Consider the following 19537-nt stretch of genomic DNA (forward strand, 5'->3'; position numbering starts at 1 on the left):
ACAGAAAAGACCGAGACACAAGCGCTTGCTTGCATTCCGGCCTGTCGTGTCACAGCATCTTATTCGAGAACCAGTCAGATAGGTATGGCGTGTCCTGGATGATGAACGTCGCGAGCGACGAGTTGTCGACCGCAGTTTGGACGCCCGCCATCGGGACGAACGCGATCACCCAAAGGATGAAGAACGTGATGACGTATGACTCGAAGAATCCGAGCACGGCACCGATGATGCCTTTCAATTGGCGCAAGATCGGCAAGTCCGTCAAGAAGTCGAGCATCGACAAGATGAGATGCAAGACGAGCTTCGTGATCAGGAACAAGATGACGAACCAAAAAACGTTATAGAATGTCATCTCGATGCCTGACAGTGAGTTCAAGTCGAGCACACCGCCCGGTAACGTCCCGTCAAGTTGCGACGGGTATGGGATCCAAAGCTTGAACGCTTCGGCGAGATCCCGGTAATAGGCGTTGGCGACAAAGAAACTGATGATGAGCGCGACCCAATGGCCGAGCTGGAGGATCGCACCACGGCGGAAGCCGTTAATGATCCCGATAAACAAGAAAAACAGTATAAGTAGAGTAACCATGGATTGATTTATTCTCCCGTATTTCGTTTAGTTTTGACGTGATCGCTCGCAATTTGGATCGCGGCGAGGACCGCTGCCTGACGAGCGTCTAGCTGAGGGGACTGTTCACGAATCTCGCGGATCTTACTATCGACGAGAAAGCCCACTTCCCTCACATGATCGGCTGACTCCTCGCTAACAATTGTATAGTCTTGCCCCGCAATGTGAATCGTTGTTCGTTGTACCTGCACGTGTCACCCCTCCTTTACGTCTGTTCCAAATTAATCATAACATCGTTTGTATATTAGGAAAAGGAGAAGACCCCTTCCTTTTTATCACTAACATTTTGTGATACCCTGTTCAGAAGTTGTCAAACGTCAATCTTCAGTAAAATTCGAAGATAGGCTGGCAACACGCAGGGAAATGTGCGAAAATAGCAACAATTCAAACATTTAGAAAGGATGATTTATTTGAAATTAAGGATTGGTCTTCTAGGCCGCATCATCATCGCTATCGCTTTCGGGATATTAGTCGGTAGCATCGTACCAGAAAGCCAGAACTGGATTGTACGGACGTTCGTCACGTTCAACACGGTCTTCGGACAATTCTTAGGCTTCGCCATCCCACTCATCATTCTCGCCTTCATCATCCCAGGTATCGGGGAACTTGGAAAAGGCGCCGGGAAACTAGTCGGCTTGACGGCCGCGATTGCTTACGTATCGACGATTGTCGCCGGTACACTCGCCTACTTCGCGACGAGCAACCTGTTCCCACAGATTTTAGCACGCAGCACGGCATCAGCTGAAAACCCAGAAGAAGCACTCTTGAAAGGTTTCATGGAGTTTGAGATTCCACCGGTATTCGGTGTCATGACAGCGCTCATTCTCGCTTTCGTCATCGGGATCGGGATCGCCGCGATCGAGAGCAAACGCTCACTCGACCTCGCCATGGACTTCCGCGATATTATCGAACTACTCATCAGTAAAGTCATCATTCCATTTTTACCGATCCACATCGCCGGAATTTTCATGAACATGACGTACGCCGGCCAAGTCGCCGAGATTTTGTCGGTGTTCTCGCTCGTCTTCGTCACGATCATCGTCCTTCACGCGACGATGCTCATGATTCAATATTCGATCGCAGGCGGGCTCAATAAAGAGAACCCGTTCAAACTGCTCAAGACGATGATGCCGGCTTACTTCACAGCCATCGGCACACAGTCGTCAGCCGCGACGATACCAGTCACGCTTCGTCAGGCAAAATTGAACAACGTCGATGAAGGCGTCGCTAACTTCGTCGTCCCGCTCTGCGCGACGATCCACTTGTCAGGCTCGACGATCACGCTCACATCGGTCGGTGTCGCCCTCATGTACTTGAACGGCATGCCGATGTCATACGCGATCATCCTCCCGTTCATCCTCGCCCTTGGCGTGACGATGATCGCGGCGCCTGGTGTTCCTGGCGGGGCCGTCATGGCATCACTCGGATTGTTCGGATCGATCCTCGGATTCGATGCGACGATGCAAAGCCTCGTCATCGCGCTCTACTTGGCGCAAGACAGCTTCGGTACGGCGACGAACGTCACAGGTGACGGCGCTATCGCCAAAATCGTCCATTACTTCAAACGCAACACGAACTTGCTCGACGACGCGAAAGCGCGCGAAGACATCGCATAACGAGTTACGAGTTAGACAACGGGCAGGCCTTACGGTTTGCCCGTTTTTATACATATGAAGAGAGGTGTCGACTTTGGAAGTGAAAGTTTGGAACGACCCGTTCGCGTTTTCGGAACGCGTCATGTCGGAATTGTTGAAAAAAGAAGCCGAGAACAGCTTGATGATCGGCATCCTTGAAAATATTAAGCGAGACCTATACGACACCTACCATCAGTTGACGGTCGAGGACGATGGACAGCTCCTCGCCATCATGCAGGTCACACCGCCGCACCCGCTCAATTACGTCGTCGTCGACACGTCTCAGGCAACATCGATCCACGCGGCTGTCATTCCGACCTTACTTCGGTTAGATATCCCGTTCACAGAAGTCGTGTCGGAAAGAGCCCATGCCGAGGCGTTCGCTGCCGTGTGGCAGAAGCATACGAATGAACAAGCATCGACGTTCATGTCGCAAGGCCTCTATCGATTGGACCACGTCGACGACATCGACATGGCCGACGGATTGATGCGCCAGGCGACACGCGCCGACCAACCATTGTTAGAGGAATGGTATCGCGCCTTCGAGCTAGACTCGGGACTCGAACCATCAACTGATGAACGAATGGTCGCTGTCGTGACAGCGATGATTGAAAACGACGACGCCGTCATCTGGGAAGTCGACGGCACGCCCGTCTCGTGCGCGAAACGGTCGCGACCGACCACAAACGGTGTCACCGTCTCATTCGTCTATACCGATCCGAGGAGGCGCGGGAACGGGTATGCCCGAAGCCTCGTCGCCGAACTGAGCCGAAAGCTGCTAACCGATAAACAGTTCTGCACCCTCTACACCGATTTGACCAACCCGACGTCAAACAAGATTTATCAAGAAGTCGGCTACCGGCCGATCATGGAATCTTCGTGGATCCGACTCGCTAGATGAATCATCCCGCCTCCCCTATACTAATAGGTGGAGGCGATTTTTATGAGGAACTGGTGGAAGCAAATCCCGAAACGAGTCCGTTCGGTCGTGTCGACGGTCTTCGTCGGCTCGATCGTTGCCTACATGCTGATCGTCGGTGGCATGAGCGTCTTCGCCGACCCGAATCTCGACACGCTCTTGCTGAGCGTCATCGGGGCCGCCTTGCTGACGTTTATCGCTTATCGGGCAATAAAAAAGTGATCGACGCGTTCGTCGATCACTTTTTCTGTGATTAGAAGAATGAAGCTGGGTTGACCGTGCTGCCCGCGCTCGAAGACGAGTACGAGTAACCGCCACGGTGAATCTCGAAGTGCAAGTGCGAGCCAGTCGAGTTACCTGTGCTGCCCATGCCGCCGATGTTCTGACCTTGTGAGACGCGTTGGCCAGCTGAGACAGATACCGAGCTCATGTGCGCGTAGACCGTCGTCCAAACTTGTCCGTTCAAGACGTGCGTGATGATGACGTGGTTCCCGTAGGCGCCGCCCCATCCTGCCGTCGTGACCGTACCTGTTTGTGCTGCATAGATCGGTGTGCCGACAGCTGCTGCGATATCAAGACCGTTGTGGAACGTATAACCGTTCACACCACTTGCAGGTCCAAAAGGTTGTGTGAGACGACCGCTAGCAGGACGTTGGAACATGCCGCCGCTTGCCGGTGCCGCCGCTACAGGCGTTGTCGCTGATGCACTTGGCTGGCTTGACGAACCTTGTTGCTTTTGTTGTTTCGCTGCTGCTGCAGCTGCTGCCGCTTCCGCCGCTGCTTTACGTTTCGCTTCTTCAGCCGCACGACGTTGTGCTTCGATTTCTGCTTTGATTGAAGCTTCTTGTGCTTGGAGCGTTGATTCCATTTCTTTCAAACTCATCAATTTCGATTCGAACTTGATTTTCTCAGCGTTGAGCTTCTTGATTTTAGCCGCCCGCTCTTTCATTTTCTTGTCGAGCGCTTTTTTGCGTTCTTCAAGTTCTTGCTTTTGTTTCACGAGAGCGTCACGCTCGGCTTTTAATTCAGCCTGTGCTGTCGCAAGCTTTTCTTTCGTCGCTTCGTACTCATCAAAAATTTGCTTGTCGTTCTCTTGAATCGTACCTGCTGTGATCATACGAGTAAGCAAGTCACCGAAGTCTTTTGACCCGAAGATGAACTCGGCCCAGTCGATCGACCCGCCGCCGTTCTTTTGCATCGTTGCCATGCGCTCTTTCATAAGTTCTTCTTGTGCTTTCATTTTTGCTTCATACTGCTTGATTTGTTTTTCAAGTGCGGCAATTTTTTCTTGCGTAGCACGAATCTCAGCTTTCTTTTGTGCGACGTCGTTGATGACGTCTTGGAGTTCAGCGTCTAGCTTGTTGATTTCTTGTTGCTCTTTGCTGATCGCTTTTTCACGTGATTGGATCGAAGAGTTCGCTTTGCTCTGCTCAGTGCTATTCTTTTGTTGCTGCTGTTGGACCTTTTTTTGCTTGTCTGTAAGTGACGCTGCAAAACCAGGTGTCGTGCCGCTGATTAGAAGAGCGCCTAAAGTGACGGTTGCTGCAAGTTTCTTCAAGTTAATCAATGTGCTTACCTCCGCTGAGTCGTGTGAATTTCTATAGAATAATAGATGAATGAGTTCTGTATAGTTTTGCGAGAATCCGTCTCGCCCTGTGACTCATTATAGCAATCTAAACCTGAAGTTATTTTACACTTATATTTCATTCGCGTTACATTGACCTGATTTAGGTTTTATCCTCGACAAAACGTGGGTATTTAACGGACTCAATCAACAAATTGTCACAAAATATGAATTTAGTAAAAAAAGAAAAACGCTTTATGAAAGCGCTTTTCAAATAATGACCTATACTATTTTTTATCTACCTGACCGATACATAACCTCTCCGTTGGTGTTTGTTACGTTTTCTCACGAACAGATAATAGCCACCGAAGAGCAGGACGCCGCAACAAGCACCGAAGCTGTCTAATACGACGTCTTGAATGAGCGGGGTGCGTTCCGGGGTCAGGCTCTGATGAAACTCATCAAAGATGGCGACCGTGTTCGCGAGCGCCCAAGCGAACAACAACACGAGCCATGCGTTCAGTCTCGTCCGTGACACGGCTTTGACGAACAACGCACCTAAAGCGAAGAAGACCGTGAAGTGTGCCGCTTTCCGAATTAAAAATTCAATCAAGCCGACGCTTCCTTTGTCTTCGAGCGAGACCGGGCTGCCGGCATAGTCGAAGTCGACGTTCGAGAGGGCTGGTTCGGCCCACGTCCAATCGAAGCGTTCGAGCGGCGAGACGATGCTTTGGTCAGAGTACGGCGTCGCACTCGAGACGAACAAGCCGATCAGGATCAACGCGATCCAAATAAATTCATTTTTCAGTATGTACATAACACCTTTCCTCTCTACAACGATTCATTATACGGGTTCCGTTTGATTTCATTGTAACAACGACCTCATCGTTTCGTGACAATTTGATTGCGGACAAGCAGTTCAAAGTCGTTCGCAATCGAACGGCTTGCTATAATGAAAAGAAAAAGGGGGAATCAGATGATGATCTATCAGTACGAAGCAGCCGACATGAGTGGCAAGCTGCAGCCTTTATCCAAATACGAGGGGGACGTCCTCTTGATCGTCAACACGGCGAGCAAGTGCGGCTTCACCCCTCAATTAGACGGCCTTGAAAAGCTATTTGAACGCTATCAAGGTCAAGGTTTCCATATTCTTGGCTTCCCGTGCAACCAGTTCGGCAACCAAGACCCGGGCTCGAACGAAGAGATCAGCGAGTTCTGTCAATTGAACTATGGCGTGACGTTCCCGATGTTCGCGAAAGTCGACGTCAACGGCAAAGACGCGCACCCGCTCTTCCAATACTTATCGAAAGAAGCGCCTGGCCTGCTCGGCTCGAAAACGATCAAGTGGAACTTCACGAAGTTCCTCGTCGACCGGAAAGGCAACGTCATCGAACGGTTCTCACCACAGACGACACCGGACGAGATCGAGCGAGCTTTGAAACGCCTGCTCTGACCGCTAAAAAGGATGGTCCGCCCCTCTAGGGCAGACCATCCTTTTATCGTGGTGTAATGAAGTTGATCGTATAGAACGGACTGTTGTCTTCATTATAAACAAGACCGACCGAGGCGTGCGTGAAGTCCCGCTTCAAGATGTTCTCGCGGTGACCGAGCGAGTTCATCAGTCCCCAGTGAGCATGAAAGACGCTCATCTGTCCCATCGCCAAGTTCTCCCCGGCGAGCGAGTAGGCAAGTCCGGCCTCATTCATCCGTTCGAACGGGTCGCGTCCTTCGGGGTCGGTGTGGCTGAAGAAGTTGTTCACCGCCATGTTCTCACTATGCGCCCGGACGACCGGGAGCAGCGGCTCATAGTCAGCGAGTGCGGACAGCCCAAACTTTTGACGGTCCCAGTTCATGAGCATACGCATGAGCGCCTCGTTAGACACGATGCTCTCTTCCGAGACGTCTCCATAATACCCGTCGCTCGACTCCTCGACGTTCCGTTCAATGGAAAGGACGGCTTTCAGCTTGTCTTCGTCATGTTGGTCAAAGAACATCGTGACGTAATTGCCGTTCATCGCATAGACCGAGAACGAAGGATCGTCCGGGATCAAGTAACGTTTCAACCCTTTATCGTAAGACTTCACTTCGTCGAAGCCGATGTTCTCGACTTGTTGTCGTGTCGTCTGGTCAAGGACGAGCCCTTCGAACGTACTGCCCGACTCGAATTGGTATTGCCCTTTTTTGGCACCATCCTCATCGACGAGCTCAAGCGTTCGGTCGCCATTTTTCTCGAGCAAATACCAGTCGTGGCCGGCATATTGGCTCGCGAACTTTGGAGCGTCGGTCGCGACGCGCTCTTCCACCACTTCCGTCGACTTCACCTGGACGCTCGTCGGCGCTGATACGTTCGGCACCTCATAGTTCCAAGCCGTATATAGACCAATCCCAATCAATAGAATAAACAGTTTACGAAACATATCGTCTCCTTTCGTGAGAACCTAGCCCTGTCGCTCACCGAATTCACGCAGACGCGATTTGATATCGATGAGCATCTCCATATAAGCGAAATAAGTCGCTTCGTCTATATTTAGCATACCACTCACTTTGACCGGCACGTCCTCGGCCTGCTCACGAAGTGCGCTGCCCGATGCAGTGAGCGACACCAACACCCGGCGCTCATCATCGGTCGCCCGGATTTTCTCCACGTATCCGAGTTGGGTCAATCGTTTGATGAGCGGTGACAGCGTGCCCGAATCAAGCGTCAACCGTTCCCCGAGCTGTTTCAAATCGATGTGATCTTCTTCCCATAAAACGAGCATGACCAAATACTGGCTGTATGTGAGTTTGAGCGGCTCTAAGATCGGCCGATACAAACGTGTCAATTCTTTTGAGGCGGTGTAGAGCTGAAAGCAAATCTGATGCTCTAATGTTAACGAACTTTTCATATAAATTCCTCCGGCTAAAGTCTTAGGTCAAGCATATCACTTGAATATCTGTTTGACTGCCCTATAATTAAATTGTGCACAACTTAATTATTAAAAACGAAACGGAGGAATTAAATTATGAAACCATTATTCACAGCTTCAGCAACAGCTCTAGGTGGCCGCGAAGGTCGCGTCACATCTACGGACGGCGTCATCGACTTGAGCGTCGCAATGCCAGGATCGAAACAAGCAGAAGAGTCGACGAACCCTGAGCAATTGTTCGCAGCCGGATACGCAGCTTGCTTCGGCAGCGCGTTGAACCTCGTCATCGGCAAAGAGCGCGTCAAGACGGATGGCACGAGCGTAACTGGCCACGTCACACTCAACCAGAACGACGAAGGTTTCTTCATCTCGGTCGAGCTCGAAGTCGAAATCAAAGGTGTCGACCAAGCAACTGCTGAGCGTCTCGTCGAAGCAGCGCACCAAGTGTGCCCGTATTCGAAAGCGACACGCGGCAACGTCGACGTCAAATTGACGACAAACGTCGCCTAATCCCCTGCCCGCTCAAATATGAGTGGGCTTTTTTTGCGTCCATACCTATTAACAGAGTAGAATGAAAAGACAAACATCCGACCGAGGAGGCGACACGATGCTAAAAGGAAAACGAAAGTACATCACGTTCGGCATCGTGGTCGTCTTTCTGTTCGCCGCCCTTTACAACGGGCTGACGATTAGAGAGTATGAGCTGACGACCGAGAAGCTCGAAACTGGTCAATCGTTACGCGTCATCCTCCTCTCGGATTTGCACGGCTATTCGTATGGTGAGGACCAAAAAAATCTGATTGAAAAAGTTCGTGAACAGCAACCTGACTTGATCGCGCTTCCGGGTGATTTGCTCGACCGATACCGCTCGCCAGACGCCGCTTTCGAACTGATCGAAGGGCTACAAGGAATCGCCCCGATGTATTTCGTCACCGGCAACCATGAAATTGATGAATCAAGTGATTTCGTCCGGCACGACGTCAAAGACGTGTTTCGTTCGTTTGGTGTGATCGTGCTCGAGAACGAAGCCGAGACCGTGACGGTCAACGGAGTCGAACTCATCATCGGCGGCGTCGAGGACCCGCTTCGTACGTACGCCGAAAACATATACGGGAGCTGGGAGCAGGACGTCTTGACCGCACTTGACGACGTCGAAACGGACGACACGTTCAGCCTGCTCTTGTCCCACCGGGCGGAACAAGTCGAGACGTACGCCGAGCTTCCGTTTGACCTCGTCTTGTCGGGCCACGCCCATGGCGGTCAGGTCCGTATCCCTTATCTGTTGAACGGGCTTTACGCGCCTGACCAAGGCTTCTTTCCAAAATATGCGGGCGGCCTGTATGAACACGATTCGTTCACCCATATCATCGGCCGCGGCTTCAACTACACAGTCAGCGTACCGCGTATCTTCAATCCACCCGAGATCGTCGTCATCGACATCGCAGGCACTGGGACTCCTTTGTGAGTCCCTTTTTCTATTCCCGTTCGCGGGTAGATTCATGCTCGCACCATACGGGTACAGTAACCATGTCGTCGTTCACCTGTCTTTCAAAAAAGGAGGTAACCAACGTATGCGTGCTGTTACTTATCAAGGGACGAAAAACATCGAAGTGAAAGATGTGTCGGACCCGGAAATCGAGAACCGAGAAGAGATCATCGTCAAGATCACGTCGACGGCCATCTGTGGGTCTGATCTTCACATTTACCAAGGCAACATGCCGGCCCGGCACGGGTTTATCATCGGACACGAACCGATGGGCATCGTCGAAGACATCGGACCAGACGTGACGAAAGTGAAAAAAGGCGATCGCGTCGTCTTACCGTTCAACGTCTCTTGCGGCCATTGCTTCTATTGTGAGAATGAAATGGAGAGCCAGTGCGACAACTCGAACCACGCCCCGCACACAGATGCGGGCGGACTGTTCGGTTACACTGAACAGTTCGGTAACCACCCCGGTGGTCAGGCCGAATACTTGAAAGTACCGTATGGTAACTTCATGCCGCTCGTCATCCCCGAGTCGTGCGAGCTCGAGGATGAGGCACTGTTGTTCCTCTCCGACGTCATCCCAACCGCATGGTGGAGCTTGGATAACGCCGGGATGAAGGCCGGCGACACGGTCGTCGTCCTTGGGTCGGGCCCTGTCGGCTTGATGACACAAAAACTCGCCTGGGTGCGCGGCGCAAAACGAGTCATCGCTGTCGACCCGGAGATTTATCGATTGAACCGAGCCAAGCTCTCAAACAACGTCGAAACCGTTTTGTTGAAAGACCCGGTCGAGACCGGCAAATACATCCGGGAAATCACGGGTGGCGGCGCCGATATCGTCGTCGACTGTGTCGGCATCGACGGGAAGAAAACCCCGATCGAGAAAGTCGAGCAAAAGCTGATGATCCAAGGCGGAACGCTCAGCGCCATCAAAGTCGCCAAAGAAGCCGTCCGCAAGTTCGGTACGGTCCAATTGACCGGTGTCTATCCGATGAACTATAACCAGTTTCCGATGGGTGACTTCTTCACGCGCAACGTCACGCTTAAGACTGGTCAAGCTCCGGTCATCCACTACATGCCTGAGTTGTTCCAGATGATCGTCGACAAGAAGTTCGACCCGACCGACATCATCACCCACCGCCTGCCGCTTGAACAAGCCGCGGACGCCTACAAGATGTTCAACGACCATCTCGACGACTGCGTCAAAGTCGTCCTGAAACCATAACAAAAGCGGTCCCCGACTCTTGTCAGGGACCGCTCGTGCGTTTACCAGATCGTTCGTTCCTCGCAGTGTGCCGTCTCTCGTTCGATTTGAACGGTCGAACGGCCGAACGAACCATACTGCTTCATCCGCTCCGTCACATCGTGCAGCACGCGTTGATCATCTGTCGTTTCATCGATCAACACGTGGCACGTGACGGCGTACTCCTCAGACGTGATCGACCAGACGTGGAGGTCATGCACTTCTTTGACCCCTTCGACGGTCGCAAGGTCACGCTGCATCGCTACGACGTCAACTTTGTCAGGCGCCCCTTCCATCAAGATATGGACGGCGTCCCGAGTCACGCGGTATCCGCTCACCAAGATGAGGAGTGCGACGAACATACTGGCGATCGGATCAGCGAGCGTCCACCCGAACATTAGAATGAGCAGTGCCGCAGTGATGGCCCCGACCGATCCGAGCAAGTCTCCGAACACGTGCAGGAGCGCGCTCCGGACGTTCAAGTTGTCCTGCTCGCCACGCATCAAGATCCACGCCGCGAGCACGTTGACAAGCAACCCGATGACGGCGATGGCTAGCATGCCGCCGCTTAAAATCTCTGGTGGCGCGAACAAGCGCTTATATGCCTCGATGATGATATAACCTGAGATGACAAGGAGCGTCAATCCGTTGACGAACGCTGCCAAAATCTCAAAGCGGCGGTACCCGAACGTCTGGTGCGGTGTCGCCTTACGGGCGCCGAACCGGACCGCCAAGAAACTGAGCCCGAGCGCTGCCGCGTCGCCGAGCATATGCCCCGCGTCCGATAAGAGCGCGAGGCTGTTCGTCCACAGACCGCCAATGACTTCGACGATCATGAACGTGACGATCAACAGAAATGCTAGCAATAACGCTCGTTGATTCGTTGTATGGTGGTGGCCTTCGTGGCCATGATCATGTTGTCCCATGCGTCATCGCTCCTCTCTCCTTTCATTATATCCCTTTTCTTCCCATCATTCAAATGTTCGTTTGAATGTAATCAAAAAAAAAGCGTCGACAGGATGCACCCTCTCGACGCCAGCACTTACTTTTGTTCAATCCGGACCCGCATGACCCCGTTATACGGGAACAGCTTCAATTGAAGCGTCTCCCCATCATACCAGCTGCCCGCGCTTTGGGCGCTCGACGCCTCAAGTTCGGGTGTCACGGCCGTCTGACGGTCCCAATCGATCGCTTTCACTCGTTGATCACGCACCATTAAAAAGAAGCCATTGTAGAAGTGGTACTCGTTCACTTGGTCGCGCTGGACGGACGCCGGTGCCCCGAGTGTCGACCGGACCGTCGCCACGTCTTGTCCGAGCAAATCCAAGGCAGACGCTGAAGCCGTCGGCACGACCGTTTGCCACGCCTGTTCCACTTCATCGTCCGAGACGCTAGTCGCTTCCTCGGTCACACGCTCTTCCGTCACCCATCCGGTCGTCCGCTCGTTCAACTGAAGTTTGACGAATCCACTGACGGCTTCGAGCCGTTCGAACCGGTCTCCAAGATCCGCCTCATATAGAACGGTCACACGATCATCGGCATACACTTTCGTGTACGGCGTCGCGATGTAGACGACGTCCTCACTCGGCTCTTCTTCAGTCGCTTCCTCTTCAGGTTCCGCCTCTGTCCCGCTATCGACTTCTTCTGTCGAGATGTTGTCCGACTCAGGCAGTGCCGTCTGCTTTTGCGAATCGATGTACGCCGCGAACGCGATGACACCGATCAATGAAGCGATCAACAAGACCGCCGTCGCTAACCGTAACAACCGTTTTCGTTTCCTTGACGCGGCCCGTGATGACCGAACTTCTTCCTTCATTATTCTCCACTCCTACTCGTTTCGTCTCATCTGTTCCGATTCGTCAAACGGCTTCACGTTTCCTGCCTCGTCGACAAATTTTTGTTCGTCATTCGTCAGAGCCTCGAGCGTCTGAATCGTCGCTTCGACGTCGATTGGGGGCGTGTCTTGTCCGGCTTCTAAAATTCGCACCGTCTCACCGAGCTCGATCGTCCGGTCCGTCAACTGATGGAACGTCCGGTCGTGCGAGATAAGGATGAGCCCGCCCCGGTAGATCGATAAGGCCGCCTCGATCTGTTCGCGTGTCGCGACGTCTAAATAGTTCGTCGGTTCATCGAGCGCGAGCATGTCTGCATCCGAGAAGTAAAGGATGAGGAATGCGATCCGACACTTCTCGCCCATGCTCGCCTCACGCATCGGTTTATAGACGTTGTCACGACGGAACAAGAAGTGGGCCAGGAGCGTCCGCGCTTCCGTCTCCGGAATGTCGCTCGCGGATAATAGTGCGTCGAGCAGCGTCCCATCCTCGGGCAACCGTTCGAGCGTCTGTGAGAAGTAGCCGATTTTCAGTTTCGGATGGCGATGCACAGCACCCTCGTTTGGCTCAAGCTGCCCTAAAAGCAGCTTCAACAGCGTCGTCTTGCCGCTCCCGTTCGGTCCGACGATCGACAGACGATCTCCTCGATTGAACGTGAACGAAAGATGCTCGAACAACGGCTCGTCATATCCGAACGCGACATTCTCGACAGTGATCCACGTCTTCGCCTCAAGCGGTTCCGCTTCGAAGCGGACCGAAACGCGCCCCGAGTCTTTCGGTTTGTTGGGACGCCCTTGTTCGAGCTGATCGAGTTTTCGTTCCCTTGCTTTCATCTTGACGGCAAGGTTCGCCGCCCCTTTCTGAGCACCAGGACTGCGGACGCTCGCCGTCGCTTTCGCCTTCAAGTGCCAGCCTTTGTACTGGGCGATCATATCGAGCAGTTCCGACTTGCGCGCCACATAGCGCGCGTGGGCCCGCTCGTCACGCACCCGTTCCTCGGCTTTTTGCTGCTTATAGGCGCTATAGTTGCCCGGATAGCGGACGACCTCGCCGCCACTCAGTTCAAGGATGACCGTTGCGACGTCATCGATGAACTGGCGGTCGTGGGAGATGGCGAGCACCGTGCCCGGAAACTCACGCACCCAGCGCGTCAGCCAGTCGATCGAGTCGACGTCGAGATGATTCGTCGGCTCGTCGAGCAATACGACGTCGACGTGACGCATCATGAGCCGGGCCAATTGTGCCCGCGTCTGTTCGCCGCCGCTCAAGTCAGAAAGCCGTCTTAATCCCATTCCGTCCATGCCGATCCGTTTCAACGCCTGGTTCGCCTCGGCCTCGAGTCCGAAAGCGTCACACGCCATCGCCTCGTCATACACCGCGAGCACGCGCTCAGTGTCGCCCGATGTGACTTCTTCGTACAAACGGAACCGTTCGTCGTCACCTTTCATGACGTACGCGAGCGTCGTCCCCTCCCCAACAAAAACGGTCTGTTCGACGACACCGACTTTCCCTGCTACTTCGATTCGACCGGCCTGAGGGCTCAGTTCACCGACGAGCAATTTGAACAACGTCGTCTTCCCTGACCCGTTTTGGCCGAACAAGACGGCCCGTTCGTCTGTTGCCACATCGAACGAGACGCTGTCGAATAGCGGTTGCTGGTCGAAGTCGAACCGAACTTGATTTACTGATAACATAGTTGTCTCACCTCGCTTGTTTGTCCGATACGCGATGAAACAAAAAACACCATTCGCTACAAAGCGATGGTGTGAAGATCTCCGGTCAAGCGGAAAAAAGGGTCACCCCGCAGCTTGAGATTGGACACACTTCACCCTTGACTGTTCGTGCGAACAGTGATGATTCGTTTCATCAGTTGAGTGAGCGTGACTTTTTCATGGCGCGATGTACCTTCCTTTCCTAATCTACTGCCACCTTACCAAATTGTAAGCGGATTCGCAACCAGCAAACCCACAATCTCCCATCGTTTCTACGCCTATGGGCGGATGCATGTCTTAGTCGTCAGCGTTAAGATGAAACTATTCTATATATCGAGGTGACTCACATGAAATTACGCAACTTACTCGTCCCGAGCGCTGTCTTGGCAAGCGTCGGCACGTTCTTTTATACACGACTGAAACAGCGGTTACCGCGTCCAGACTTTAAAGAGGCGTCGATCAAACCTGACTTGTCCGTCTTCGACGAGACGAGCGTGAGCGCGACATGGATCGGCCACTCGACCGTGCTCATCCATTGGTACGGCCTCAAAATTTTGACCGACCCGGTATTCTCAAAACGGATCGGTGTCCACGTCGGTCCCGTCACGTTCGGCATGAAACGGCATACCGCCCCTGCCCTCACGATCGAAGAAATCGGCCACGTCGACGTCATCTTGCTCAGCCACGCCCATATGGACCACTTCGACCATAAAAGTTTGAAGCGGCTCATCACCCGCGACACGGTCGTCATCTCGGCACCGGGAACGAGCAAACTGTTGCGTCACTATCCGAGCCTACAGACGCTCGAGATGCATCCCCACGACAAGTTGACACTCGCGAACGGGCTCGATGTCCGTGCCATTCCTGTCAAGCATTGGGGCAACCGCTTCCCGTGGGACAAGCACATGGGCTTTAACGGTTACGTCTTGAAATATAAAGGCGTCCGTATGCTGTTCGCCGGCGACACGGCGTACACCGAAGCGTTCAACGGGCTCGCGAACAAAGAACCGATCGACCTCGCCTTCTTCCCGATCGGTGCGTATCAACCGGACTCGTTCCAAGAAGCGCACTGCACCCCGGAACAGGCGTGGACGATGTTCAAACAGAGCGGTGCGAAACGGTTCTTCCCGATGCACTGGGACACGTTCGTCTTATCGTACGAGCCGGTCGAAGAGCCGTATGACCGCCTCGTCGCCGCGGCCAAGCTCGAACGCGACCAAATCGTGATCAAAGCGCACGGAGAAAGCATTCGGCTGTAGGTTTCGCTTTCACTTTGTCGTGATTTTCGGTAACGTTAGAGGTGAGAGGGAGGGAATCAAATTATGGAATGGACAACACTCAATAATGATGTGAAGCTGCCGATGCTCGGGCTCGGTGTGTACAAAGTTGAAGACGGGACGGTCACGGTCGACACGGTCAAGGCGGCACTCGACGCCGGCTACCGGTTGATCGACACGGCCGCTATCTATCAGAACGAAGAGAGCGTCGGACAGGCGATCCGTGAGTCGAGCGTCCCGCGCGAAGATATCTTCGTGACGACGAAACTGTGGAACGAATTTCACGGCTACGACGAGGCGCTCCAGGCGTTTCAAGACAGCCTCGACCGACTTGGCCTCGACTATGTCGACTTGTTCTTGATCCATTGGCCGATGCCGCGCTTCGGTAAGTTCGTCGAGACGTACAAAGCGCTCGAGCAGTTGTATGAGGAAGGCAAAGTACGGGCCATCGGTGTCTCGAACTTCGAGATTCAACACCTCGAACAGATCATCCAATCGTGCGCGATCGTACCCGCGGTGAATCAAGTTGAGATCCACCCATACTTGTCCCAAAAAGAATTGATCGCGTTCTGCAAGCGTTATGACATCCAGATCCAAGCGTGGAGTCCGCTCATGAAAGGTCGTGAGGCGCTCGAGGATGCGACGATCGTCGACATCGCGAGCAAGTACGGCAAGTCCCCGGCCCAAGTCATCTTGCGCTGGCATCTTCAAAACGGTGTCGCCGTCATCCCGAAATCGGTCACACCGAGTCGGATTCGTGAAAATATACAGGTATTTGACTTCACGTTGACGAAAGAAGACATGGCAGCGATCGACGGACTCAACCGGAACGAACGGACCGGGTCCGACCCGGTCGAGATGCACAAAATCCACTACTGAGGAGAGACTGTACATGTTCAAAAAACTAGCTTCTGATTTGACAGGCTTTAGCGATATCGGTGAAGTCATCGACCCGAAAGACTTCGACAAGGCCGATGCCGACGATTACGTCTTACATGAGGACAACGAGAAGATTTACTTCTTGATCAAGTCGAAATCGGACGAGTACTGCTTCACGAACCTCGCGATGATCCATCTCGACGGCGCGAGCGCCATCAGTTCGAAGCGCGTCTTGTATCGTTATCCGTACGCGCAGCATCCGCTTCAACACGTCATGTTCGAGACGGCTGGCACGGTCGACTTAGACGTCGAGATCAAGTTCACGATCGGTGACAAGCCATACTCGATCGACGTGAACAAGAAGCAAATCGAGCACGTCAAAGACTTGTACAAATCACTCCTCGCCATCGCCGAGAAACAACGCGAAGGCCGGAAGATGCTTGAATTTGCCAACACGTCGCTCACGCATTCCGTGTCGGTAATGAGCGGCCTCCGTCAAGGCGACATGAACGTCGCGACGACGTTTAAAGACTTGTCGCAACAATCGTTCGACTGGCTCCAAGGCCACTATCACGAATGGAACCGGAAAGATTTCGGTGACGTGTTCGAGAAGTACATCAATAATTAACTTGGTGGTGACGTATGGACTATATGTGGTTGTTGATTGCGTTTTTCTTGTTCATGCTCGTGATTTTGACTGTATTCATCAGTAGTGTGCTCAACGCCTTGCTCAGGAACCTCCACCCGTTAGTTCATATCACCGTCATTTTGTTTTTGTCGTTCACGTATGAGCGTCTAATGTTAGATTATAATCTCTTATGGACGCTTTTCATTCTTGTGACCATCAGTTATTTAGCACCACTTCTCGTCGTTAAAATATACAACAAAGGTGAGCGCTTCGAACGCGAACATCTAAAATGACACAATGTCCCCTAGACTACAAACGGAGTCTAGGGGACATTTTTATTTACCTTCGTCGATCAACCTTTCGGCGAGCCGTTGGTACAAGTGGCTCATATGCACCGCGGAGGCGATTGCGAGTGACTGTTGGATTTCACTCGCTTCAGTCGCTTTCACGTTCTCGAGCAACGTCTCGGCTTGCGTCTCGAACGCCTGCAAGTTCTGTTCTTTCTGAGCTTGATAGGCGTCATAAAAGTCTTCGAGCGAGAACGCCTCGTCCGATTCGTTCAACGGACGGAGTGTCTCCTTGATGTCGTTGATCGACAACAGCCCCTTCATCTCATAGATCAACCCGAGGAGCATCAAATGCTCGTTCGTGTACTTCTTGTTTTTGACGGGATGGAACAACTTCCCTTTGGCGTAGTTGTTGATCATCGTCTTCGTCAAGATCGTCTCGTCTTCATTACGCTTCATCTTGCCGTAATGTTGCTCGAACAGTTGGATGACTTGGTCCATATATAAGTCGATCGTCGGCAATACCGCTTTCGGGAGCGTGCCTTCCGTCCGTACAATCTCGTTCGGTTTCATCGAATCACCTCACTTTCAGTATACGGACAATCGTCGTTTGTCGAAACAAAAACCTTGTTCTTCTTGCCCATACCGCTTATCATGTAGTTATGGATACTACATGACGTCATAAGGAGTGTTTTTGCATGAATTCGATTTTTCGGGAACCAATTAACGCGCTGACCCATCTCGCCGGGGCGGTACTCGCCTTCATCGCCTTGATCGCGATGACGGTGAAAGCGTCACTGCTCGGCTCACCGCTCGCCATCATGGCGGCGATCTTGTTCGGGATCAGTCTCGTCTTTCTTTACTTATCGTCTGGTCTCTACCACAGCATCATCGCCTCGCCGAAAGTCATCGCGTTCTTCCGACGAATCGATCATGCGATGATTTACGCCTTGATCGCCGGGACATACGCCCCGCTCACACTGCTCGCGCTCGAAAGTCCGATGCGTTGGGTGCTGTTCGGTATCGTCCACGTCCTTGCCTTGTTCGGCATCATCTTCAAACTTGTCTGGTTCCACGCCCCACGCTTCTTGTCGACGGCACTCTATATCGGCATGGGCTGGCTGTCGGTGTTCTTCATCGGACCGCTCCATAGCGTGATCGGCAACGGCGGCATCTTCTGGCTCCTACTCGGGGGCTTCATGTACACGGTCGGCGGTCTCATTTACGGCTTTAAGCCGAAGTTCGTCAACTGGCGCGGTTGGGGCTTTCATGAGGTGTTCCACTTGTTCATCTTGTTTGGAAGCTTCGCCCACTTCGTCTGCGTGTTCTGGTACGTCTTTTAAGTCCTCATCGTGAGGGCTTTTTTTGTAAGCACATTCATTTACTTCAAATTCAAGACATTCTACACTGACTGTAGGAGGGATTCACTATGAAAATTGAAGTTTGGTCAGATTACGTCTGTCCGTTCTGTTATATCGGTAAGCGCCGTCTAGAAGAAGCACTCGAACAGTTCCAACACGCGGACAAGGTCGAAGTGGAGTTCAAGAGCTTCGAACTCGACCCGAACGCGCCGACGAACGACTCACGTTCGATTTATGAAGTGCTCGCGAAAAAATACAGCATGCCGCTCGAGCAGGCGAAAACGACGACGGCCCAAGTCGCCGCTCAAGCTCAATCAGTCGGACTCGACTATGACTTTGACAACATGGTCGTCACCGGCACGCTCGACTCGCACCGGTTGACGCACTATGCGAAGACGGTCGGGAAAGAGAAAGAACTGTCGGAAGCGCTCCTCAAAGCGTACTTCGTCGAGGCGAAACATATCGGTGACCACGACGTCCTCGTTGAGATCGCGACAAGTGTCGGGCTCGATGCTGACGCCGTGAAAAACGTACTCGCTTCAGACGTATACACGGAAGACGTCCGCGCTGAAGAAAGACGCGCGAGCGATCTCGGCATCACCGGCGTCCCGTTCTTCGTCTTCGACGGCAAGTATGGCGTCTCAGGCGCCCAACCGACCGAGGCGTTCACACAAGTACTCGAGAAGACGTGGGCCGAATCGGCACCGACACTTCAAGTGCTCTCGGGCGGTGCGACGTGCACGGACGATAACTGCGATATTTGACTTCAAAAGAACGACAGAGAAGCATTCGTCTGAATACGGACGAATGCTTTTTTAGGTTTAATCTAAGTTTGCAAATCCTTTAGCATGGCCTCGAATGAAATTGCTTCAGAATGTTCTTGATGTGCACTCATTGCTTCATGATAAAGCACTATGTCTAATTCATCTTCTATTCGTTCTAGGACAGCTTCCCGAACAAGCATAGAGAGGGTAAGATTTTTTGTTTTCGCATACTCTCTAATGAGAAGTTCGTCTTCCTCATTGAGTCGCACAGATATCGTTCCCATACAATCACCTTCCTTCATACACATTGTATTACGAAATCAGAGTGTTTATATAATCAGTTCGCATGAATTAATGAATGGGAGAAGAAGTCGAATCTCGGCTTCTTTTTTGTGGCTTAATGAATCATTCTCGAGCATA

24 protein-coding genes are annotated in these 19537 nt (G+C 52.5%); 13 read left to right on the plus strand and 11 right to left on the minus strand.

What is annotated here, in order from left to right:
• Positions 1 to 49: 49 nt before the first annotated feature.
• Both EVJ22_RS06025 and zapA read right to left on the minus strand, forming a co-directional pair.
• Positions 50 to 586 carry a CvpA family protein gene (locus EVJ22_RS06025; protein ID WP_071399306.1) on the minus strand — a complete coding sequence of 179 codons (537 nt, stop codon included), beginning with the start codon at positions 584 to 586 and terminating at the stop codon, positions 50 to 52.
• An 8-nt stretch (positions 587 to 594) separates the two neighbouring features.
• A complete protein-coding gene (gene zapA / locus EVJ22_RS06030; RefSeq protein ID WP_016508139.1) occupies positions 595 to 816 on the minus strand; it encodes a cell division protein ZapA in 222 nt (73 codons plus the stop codon).
• A 210-nt stretch (positions 817 to 1026) separates the two neighbouring features.
• On the opposite strand from zapA, the gene EVJ22_RS06035 reads away from it, so the two are divergent.
• The 3 genes from EVJ22_RS06035 (at position 1027) to EVJ22_RS06045 (ending at position 3400) form a co-directional block, all read left to right on the plus strand.
• Entirely contained in the window at positions 1027 to 2241 is a 1215-nt protein-coding gene (locus tag EVJ22_RS06035) for a dicarboxylate/amino acid:cation symporter (protein ID WP_071399305.1), read from the plus strand.
• Between the two features lie 79 nt (positions 2242 to 2320).
• Complete coding sequence (locus EVJ22_RS06040; protein WP_233589634.1) at positions 2321 to 3160, plus strand: GNAT family N-acetyltransferase; 840 nt, start codon at positions 2321 to 2323, stop codon at positions 3158 to 3160.
• A 42-nt stretch (positions 3161 to 3202) separates the two neighbouring features.
• On the plus strand, positions 3203 to 3400 hold the full coding sequence (locus tag EVJ22_RS06045; RefSeq protein ID WP_233589617.1) for a hypothetical protein: 198 nt from the start codon (positions 3203 to 3205) through the stop codon (positions 3398 to 3400).
• 31 nt (positions 3401 to 3431) lie between these two features.
• On the opposite strand, the gene EVJ22_RS06050 is transcribed toward EVJ22_RS06045, so the two are convergent.
• Positions 3432 to 4745 (minus strand): murein hydrolase activator EnvC family protein, encoded by a 1314-nt coding sequence (locus EVJ22_RS06050; RefSeq protein ID WP_131443499.1) that lies wholly within the window; start codon positions 4743 to 4745, stop codon positions 3432 to 3434.
• Between the two features lie 295 nt (positions 4746 to 5040).
• Positions 5041 to 5559, minus strand: coding sequence for a VanZ family protein (locus tag EVJ22_RS06055; protein ID WP_071399303.1), 519 nt, complete (start codon positions 5557 to 5559; stop codon positions 5041 to 5043).
• A 159-nt stretch (positions 5560 to 5718) separates the two neighbouring features.
• On the opposite strand from EVJ22_RS06055, the gene EVJ22_RS06060 reads away from it, so the two are divergent.
• A complete protein-coding gene (locus EVJ22_RS06060) occupies positions 5719 to 6195 on the plus strand; it encodes a glutathione peroxidase (protein WP_071399302.1) in 477 nt (158 codons plus the stop codon).
• Positions 6196 to 6238: 43 nt separating this feature from the next.
• Here EVJ22_RS06060 and EVJ22_RS06065 read toward each other — a convergent pair whose 3' ends face one another.
• Positions 6239 to 7159 (minus strand): CAP domain-containing protein, encoded by a 921-nt coding sequence (locus EVJ22_RS06065; protein ID WP_071399301.1) that lies wholly within the window; start codon positions 7157 to 7159, stop codon positions 6239 to 6241.
• 21 nt (positions 7160 to 7180) lie between these two features.
• Positions 7181 to 7627, minus strand: coding sequence for a MarR family winged helix-turn-helix transcriptional regulator (locus tag EVJ22_RS06070; protein WP_070327775.1), 447 nt, complete (start codon positions 7625 to 7627; stop codon positions 7181 to 7183).
• A 117-nt stretch (positions 7628 to 7744) separates the two neighbouring features.
• Here EVJ22_RS06070 and EVJ22_RS06075 point away from each other — a divergent pair, with 117 nt between their 5' ends.
• From EVJ22_RS06075 to EVJ22_RS06085, 3 genes are all read left to right on the plus strand, one after another.
• A complete protein-coding gene (locus EVJ22_RS06075) occupies positions 7745 to 8158 on the plus strand; it encodes an organic hydroperoxide resistance protein (RefSeq protein WP_083273990.1) in 414 nt (137 codons plus the stop codon).
• Between the two features lie 97 nt (positions 8159 to 8255).
• Complete coding sequence (locus EVJ22_RS06080; protein WP_131441043.1) at positions 8256 to 9113, plus strand: metallophosphoesterase; 858 nt, start codon at positions 8256 to 8258, stop codon at positions 9111 to 9113.
• Between the two features lie 106 nt (positions 9114 to 9219).
• On the plus strand, positions 9220 to 10359 hold the full coding sequence (locus EVJ22_RS06085) for a zinc-dependent alcohol dehydrogenase (protein WP_070327777.1): 1140 nt from the start codon (positions 9220 to 9222) through the stop codon (positions 10357 to 10359).
• Between the two features lie 41 nt (positions 10360 to 10400).
• Here the strand turns inward: EVJ22_RS06085 and EVJ22_RS06090 are convergent, their stop codons facing one another.
• The 3 genes from EVJ22_RS06090 to abc-f form a co-directional block, all read right to left on the minus strand.
• The gene (locus EVJ22_RS06090; RefSeq protein ID WP_131443500.1) at positions 10401 to 11303 is read right to left on the minus strand and encodes a cation diffusion facilitator family transporter; all 903 of its coding nucleotides are present in this window, start codon (positions 11301 to 11303) and stop codon (positions 10401 to 10403) included.
• Between the two features lie 116 nt (positions 11304 to 11419).
• Positions 11420 to 12193, minus strand: a complete 774-nt coding sequence (locus tag EVJ22_RS06095) for a hypothetical protein (protein WP_131443501.1) — start codon at positions 12191 to 12193, stop codon at positions 11420 to 11422.
• A 12-nt stretch (positions 12194 to 12205) separates the two neighbouring features.
• Positions 12206 to 13903, minus strand: a complete 1698-nt coding sequence (abc-f, locus tag EVJ22_RS06100; RefSeq protein ID WP_131443502.1) for a ribosomal protection-like ABC-F family protein — start codon at positions 13901 to 13903, stop codon at positions 12206 to 12208.
• A 365-nt stretch (positions 13904 to 14268) separates the two neighbouring features.
• Between abc-f and EVJ22_RS06105 the strand changes: the two genes are divergently transcribed.
• The 4 genes from EVJ22_RS06105 to EVJ22_RS06120 all read left to right on the plus strand — a co-directional run bounded on the left by EVJ22_RS06105 (position 14269) and on the right by EVJ22_RS06120 (position 16998).
• Positions 14269 to 15180 carry an MBL fold metallo-hydrolase gene (locus EVJ22_RS06105; protein ID WP_071399296.1) on the plus strand — a complete coding sequence of 304 codons (912 nt, stop codon included), beginning with the start codon at positions 14269 to 14271 and terminating at the stop codon, positions 15178 to 15180.
• 63 nt (positions 15181 to 15243) lie between these two features.
• The gene (locus EVJ22_RS06110; protein WP_071399295.1) at positions 15244 to 16077 is read left to right on the plus strand and encodes an aldo/keto reductase; all 834 of its coding nucleotides are present in this window, start codon (positions 15244 to 15246) and stop codon (positions 16075 to 16077) included.
• A 13-nt stretch (positions 16078 to 16090) separates the two neighbouring features.
• Positions 16091 to 16705, plus strand: coding sequence for a PH domain-containing protein (locus tag EVJ22_RS06115; RefSeq protein ID WP_071399294.1), 615 nt, complete (start codon positions 16091 to 16093; stop codon positions 16703 to 16705).
• 14 nt (positions 16706 to 16719) lie between these two features.
• Positions 16720 to 16998, plus strand: coding sequence for a hypothetical protein (locus tag EVJ22_RS06120; RefSeq protein ID WP_071399293.1), 279 nt, complete (start codon positions 16720 to 16722; stop codon positions 16996 to 16998).
• Positions 16999 to 17040: 42 nt separating this feature from the next.
• On the opposite strand, the gene EVJ22_RS06125 is transcribed toward EVJ22_RS06120, so the two are convergent.
• Positions 17041 to 17565, minus strand: a complete 525-nt coding sequence (locus EVJ22_RS06125) for a DUF1836 domain-containing protein (RefSeq protein WP_071399292.1) — start codon at positions 17563 to 17565, stop codon at positions 17041 to 17043.
• 125 nt (positions 17566 to 17690) lie between these two features.
• Here EVJ22_RS06125 and trhA point away from each other — a divergent pair, with 125 nt between their 5' ends.
• Both trhA and EVJ22_RS06135 read left to right on the plus strand, forming a co-directional pair.
• Positions 17691 to 18335 (plus strand): PAQR family membrane homeostasis protein TrhA, encoded by a 645-nt coding sequence (trhA, locus tag EVJ22_RS06130; RefSeq protein ID WP_070327786.1) that lies wholly within the window; start codon positions 17691 to 17693, stop codon positions 18333 to 18335.
• Positions 18336 to 18421: 86 nt separating this feature from the next.
• Complete coding sequence (locus EVJ22_RS06135) at positions 18422 to 19117, plus strand: DsbA family oxidoreductase (protein WP_071399291.1); 696 nt, start codon at positions 18422 to 18424, stop codon at positions 19115 to 19117.
• Positions 19118 to 19179: 62 nt separating this feature from the next.
• Here EVJ22_RS06135 and relB read toward each other — a convergent pair whose 3' ends face one another.
• On the minus strand, positions 19180 to 19401 hold the full coding sequence (gene relB, locus EVJ22_RS06140; protein ID WP_071399290.1) for a type II toxin-antitoxin system RelB family antitoxin: 222 nt from the start codon (positions 19399 to 19401) through the stop codon (positions 19180 to 19182).
• Positions 19402 to 19537: the final 136 nt, after the last annotated feature.

Source organism: Exiguobacterium sp. SH0S7 (assembly GCF_004337195.1).
Lineage (GTDB): Bacteria > Bacillota > Bacilli > Exiguobacteriales > Exiguobacteriaceae > Exiguobacterium > Exiguobacterium aurantiacum_A.

Excerpts from the sequence above, each read along its gene's own strand:
- EVJ22_RS06025 (WP_071399306.1), bottom strand. The coding sequence starts at position 586 with ATGGTTACTCTACTTATACTGTTTTTCTTGTTTATCGGGATCATTAAC.
- EVJ22_RS06035 (WP_071399305.1), top strand. The coding sequence starts at position 1,027 with ATGATTTATTTGAAATTAAGGATTGGTCTTCTAGGCCGCATCATCATC.
- EVJ22_RS06045 (WP_233589617.1), top strand. The coding sequence starts at position 3,203 with ATGAGGAACTGGTGGAAGCAAATCCCGAAACGAGTCCGTTCGGTCGTG.
- EVJ22_RS06055 (WP_071399303.1), bottom strand. The coding sequence starts at position 5,559 with ATGTACATACTGAAAAATGAATTTATTTGGATCGCGTTGATCCTGATC.
- EVJ22_RS06060 (WP_071399302.1), top strand. The coding sequence starts at position 5,719 with ATGATGATCTATCAGTACGAAGCAGCCGACATGAGTGGCAAGCTGCAG.
- EVJ22_RS06065 (WP_071399301.1), bottom strand. The coding sequence starts at position 7,159 with ATGTTTCGTAAACTGTTTATTCTATTGATTGGGATTGGTCTATATACG.
- EVJ22_RS06070 (WP_070327775.1), bottom strand. The coding sequence starts at position 7,627 with ATGAAAAGTTCGTTAACATTAGAGCATCAGATTTGCTTTCAGCTCTAC.
- EVJ22_RS06075 (WP_083273990.1), top strand. The coding sequence starts at position 7,745 with ATGAAACCATTATTCACAGCTTCAGCAACAGCTCTAGGTGGCCGCGAA.
- EVJ22_RS06080 (WP_131441043.1), top strand. The coding sequence starts at position 8,256 with ATGCTAAAAGGAAAACGAAAGTACATCACGTTCGGCATCGTGGTCGTC.
- EVJ22_RS06085 (WP_070327777.1), top strand. The coding sequence starts at position 9,220 with ATGCGTGCTGTTACTTATCAAGGGACGAAAAACATCGAAGTGAAAGAT.
- EVJ22_RS06090 (WP_131443500.1), bottom strand. The coding sequence starts at position 11,303 with ATGGGACAACATGATCATGGCCACGAAGGCCACCACCATACAACGAAT.
- EVJ22_RS06095 (WP_131443501.1), bottom strand. The coding sequence starts at position 12,193 with ATGAAGGAAGAAGTTCGGTCATCACGGGCCGCGTCAAGGAAACGAAAA.
- abc-f (WP_131443502.1), bottom strand. The coding sequence starts at position 13,903 with ATGTTATCAGTAAATCAAGTTCGGTTCGACTTCGACCAGCAACCGCTA.
- EVJ22_RS06105 (WP_071399296.1), top strand. The coding sequence starts at position 14,269 with ATGAAATTACGCAACTTACTCGTCCCGAGCGCTGTCTTGGCAAGCGTC.
- EVJ22_RS06110 (WP_071399295.1), top strand. The coding sequence starts at position 15,244 with ATGGAATGGACAACACTCAATAATGATGTGAAGCTGCCGATGCTCGGG.
- EVJ22_RS06115 (WP_071399294.1), top strand. The coding sequence starts at position 16,091 with ATGTTCAAAAAACTAGCTTCTGATTTGACAGGCTTTAGCGATATCGGT.
- EVJ22_RS06120 (WP_071399293.1), top strand. The coding sequence starts at position 16,720 with ATGGACTATATGTGGTTGTTGATTGCGTTTTTCTTGTTCATGCTCGTG.
- EVJ22_RS06125 (WP_071399292.1), bottom strand. The coding sequence starts at position 17,565 with ATGAAACCGAACGAGATTGTACGGACGGAAGGCACGCTCCCGAAAGCG.
- trhA (WP_070327786.1), top strand. The coding sequence starts at position 17,691 with ATGAATTCGATTTTTCGGGAACCAATTAACGCGCTGACCCATCTCGCC.
- EVJ22_RS06135 (WP_071399291.1), top strand. The coding sequence starts at position 18,422 with ATGAAAATTGAAGTTTGGTCAGATTACGTCTGTCCGTTCTGTTATATC.
- relB (WP_071399290.1), bottom strand. The coding sequence starts at position 19,401 with ATGGGAACGATATCTGTGCGACTCAATGAGGAAGACGAACTTCTCATT.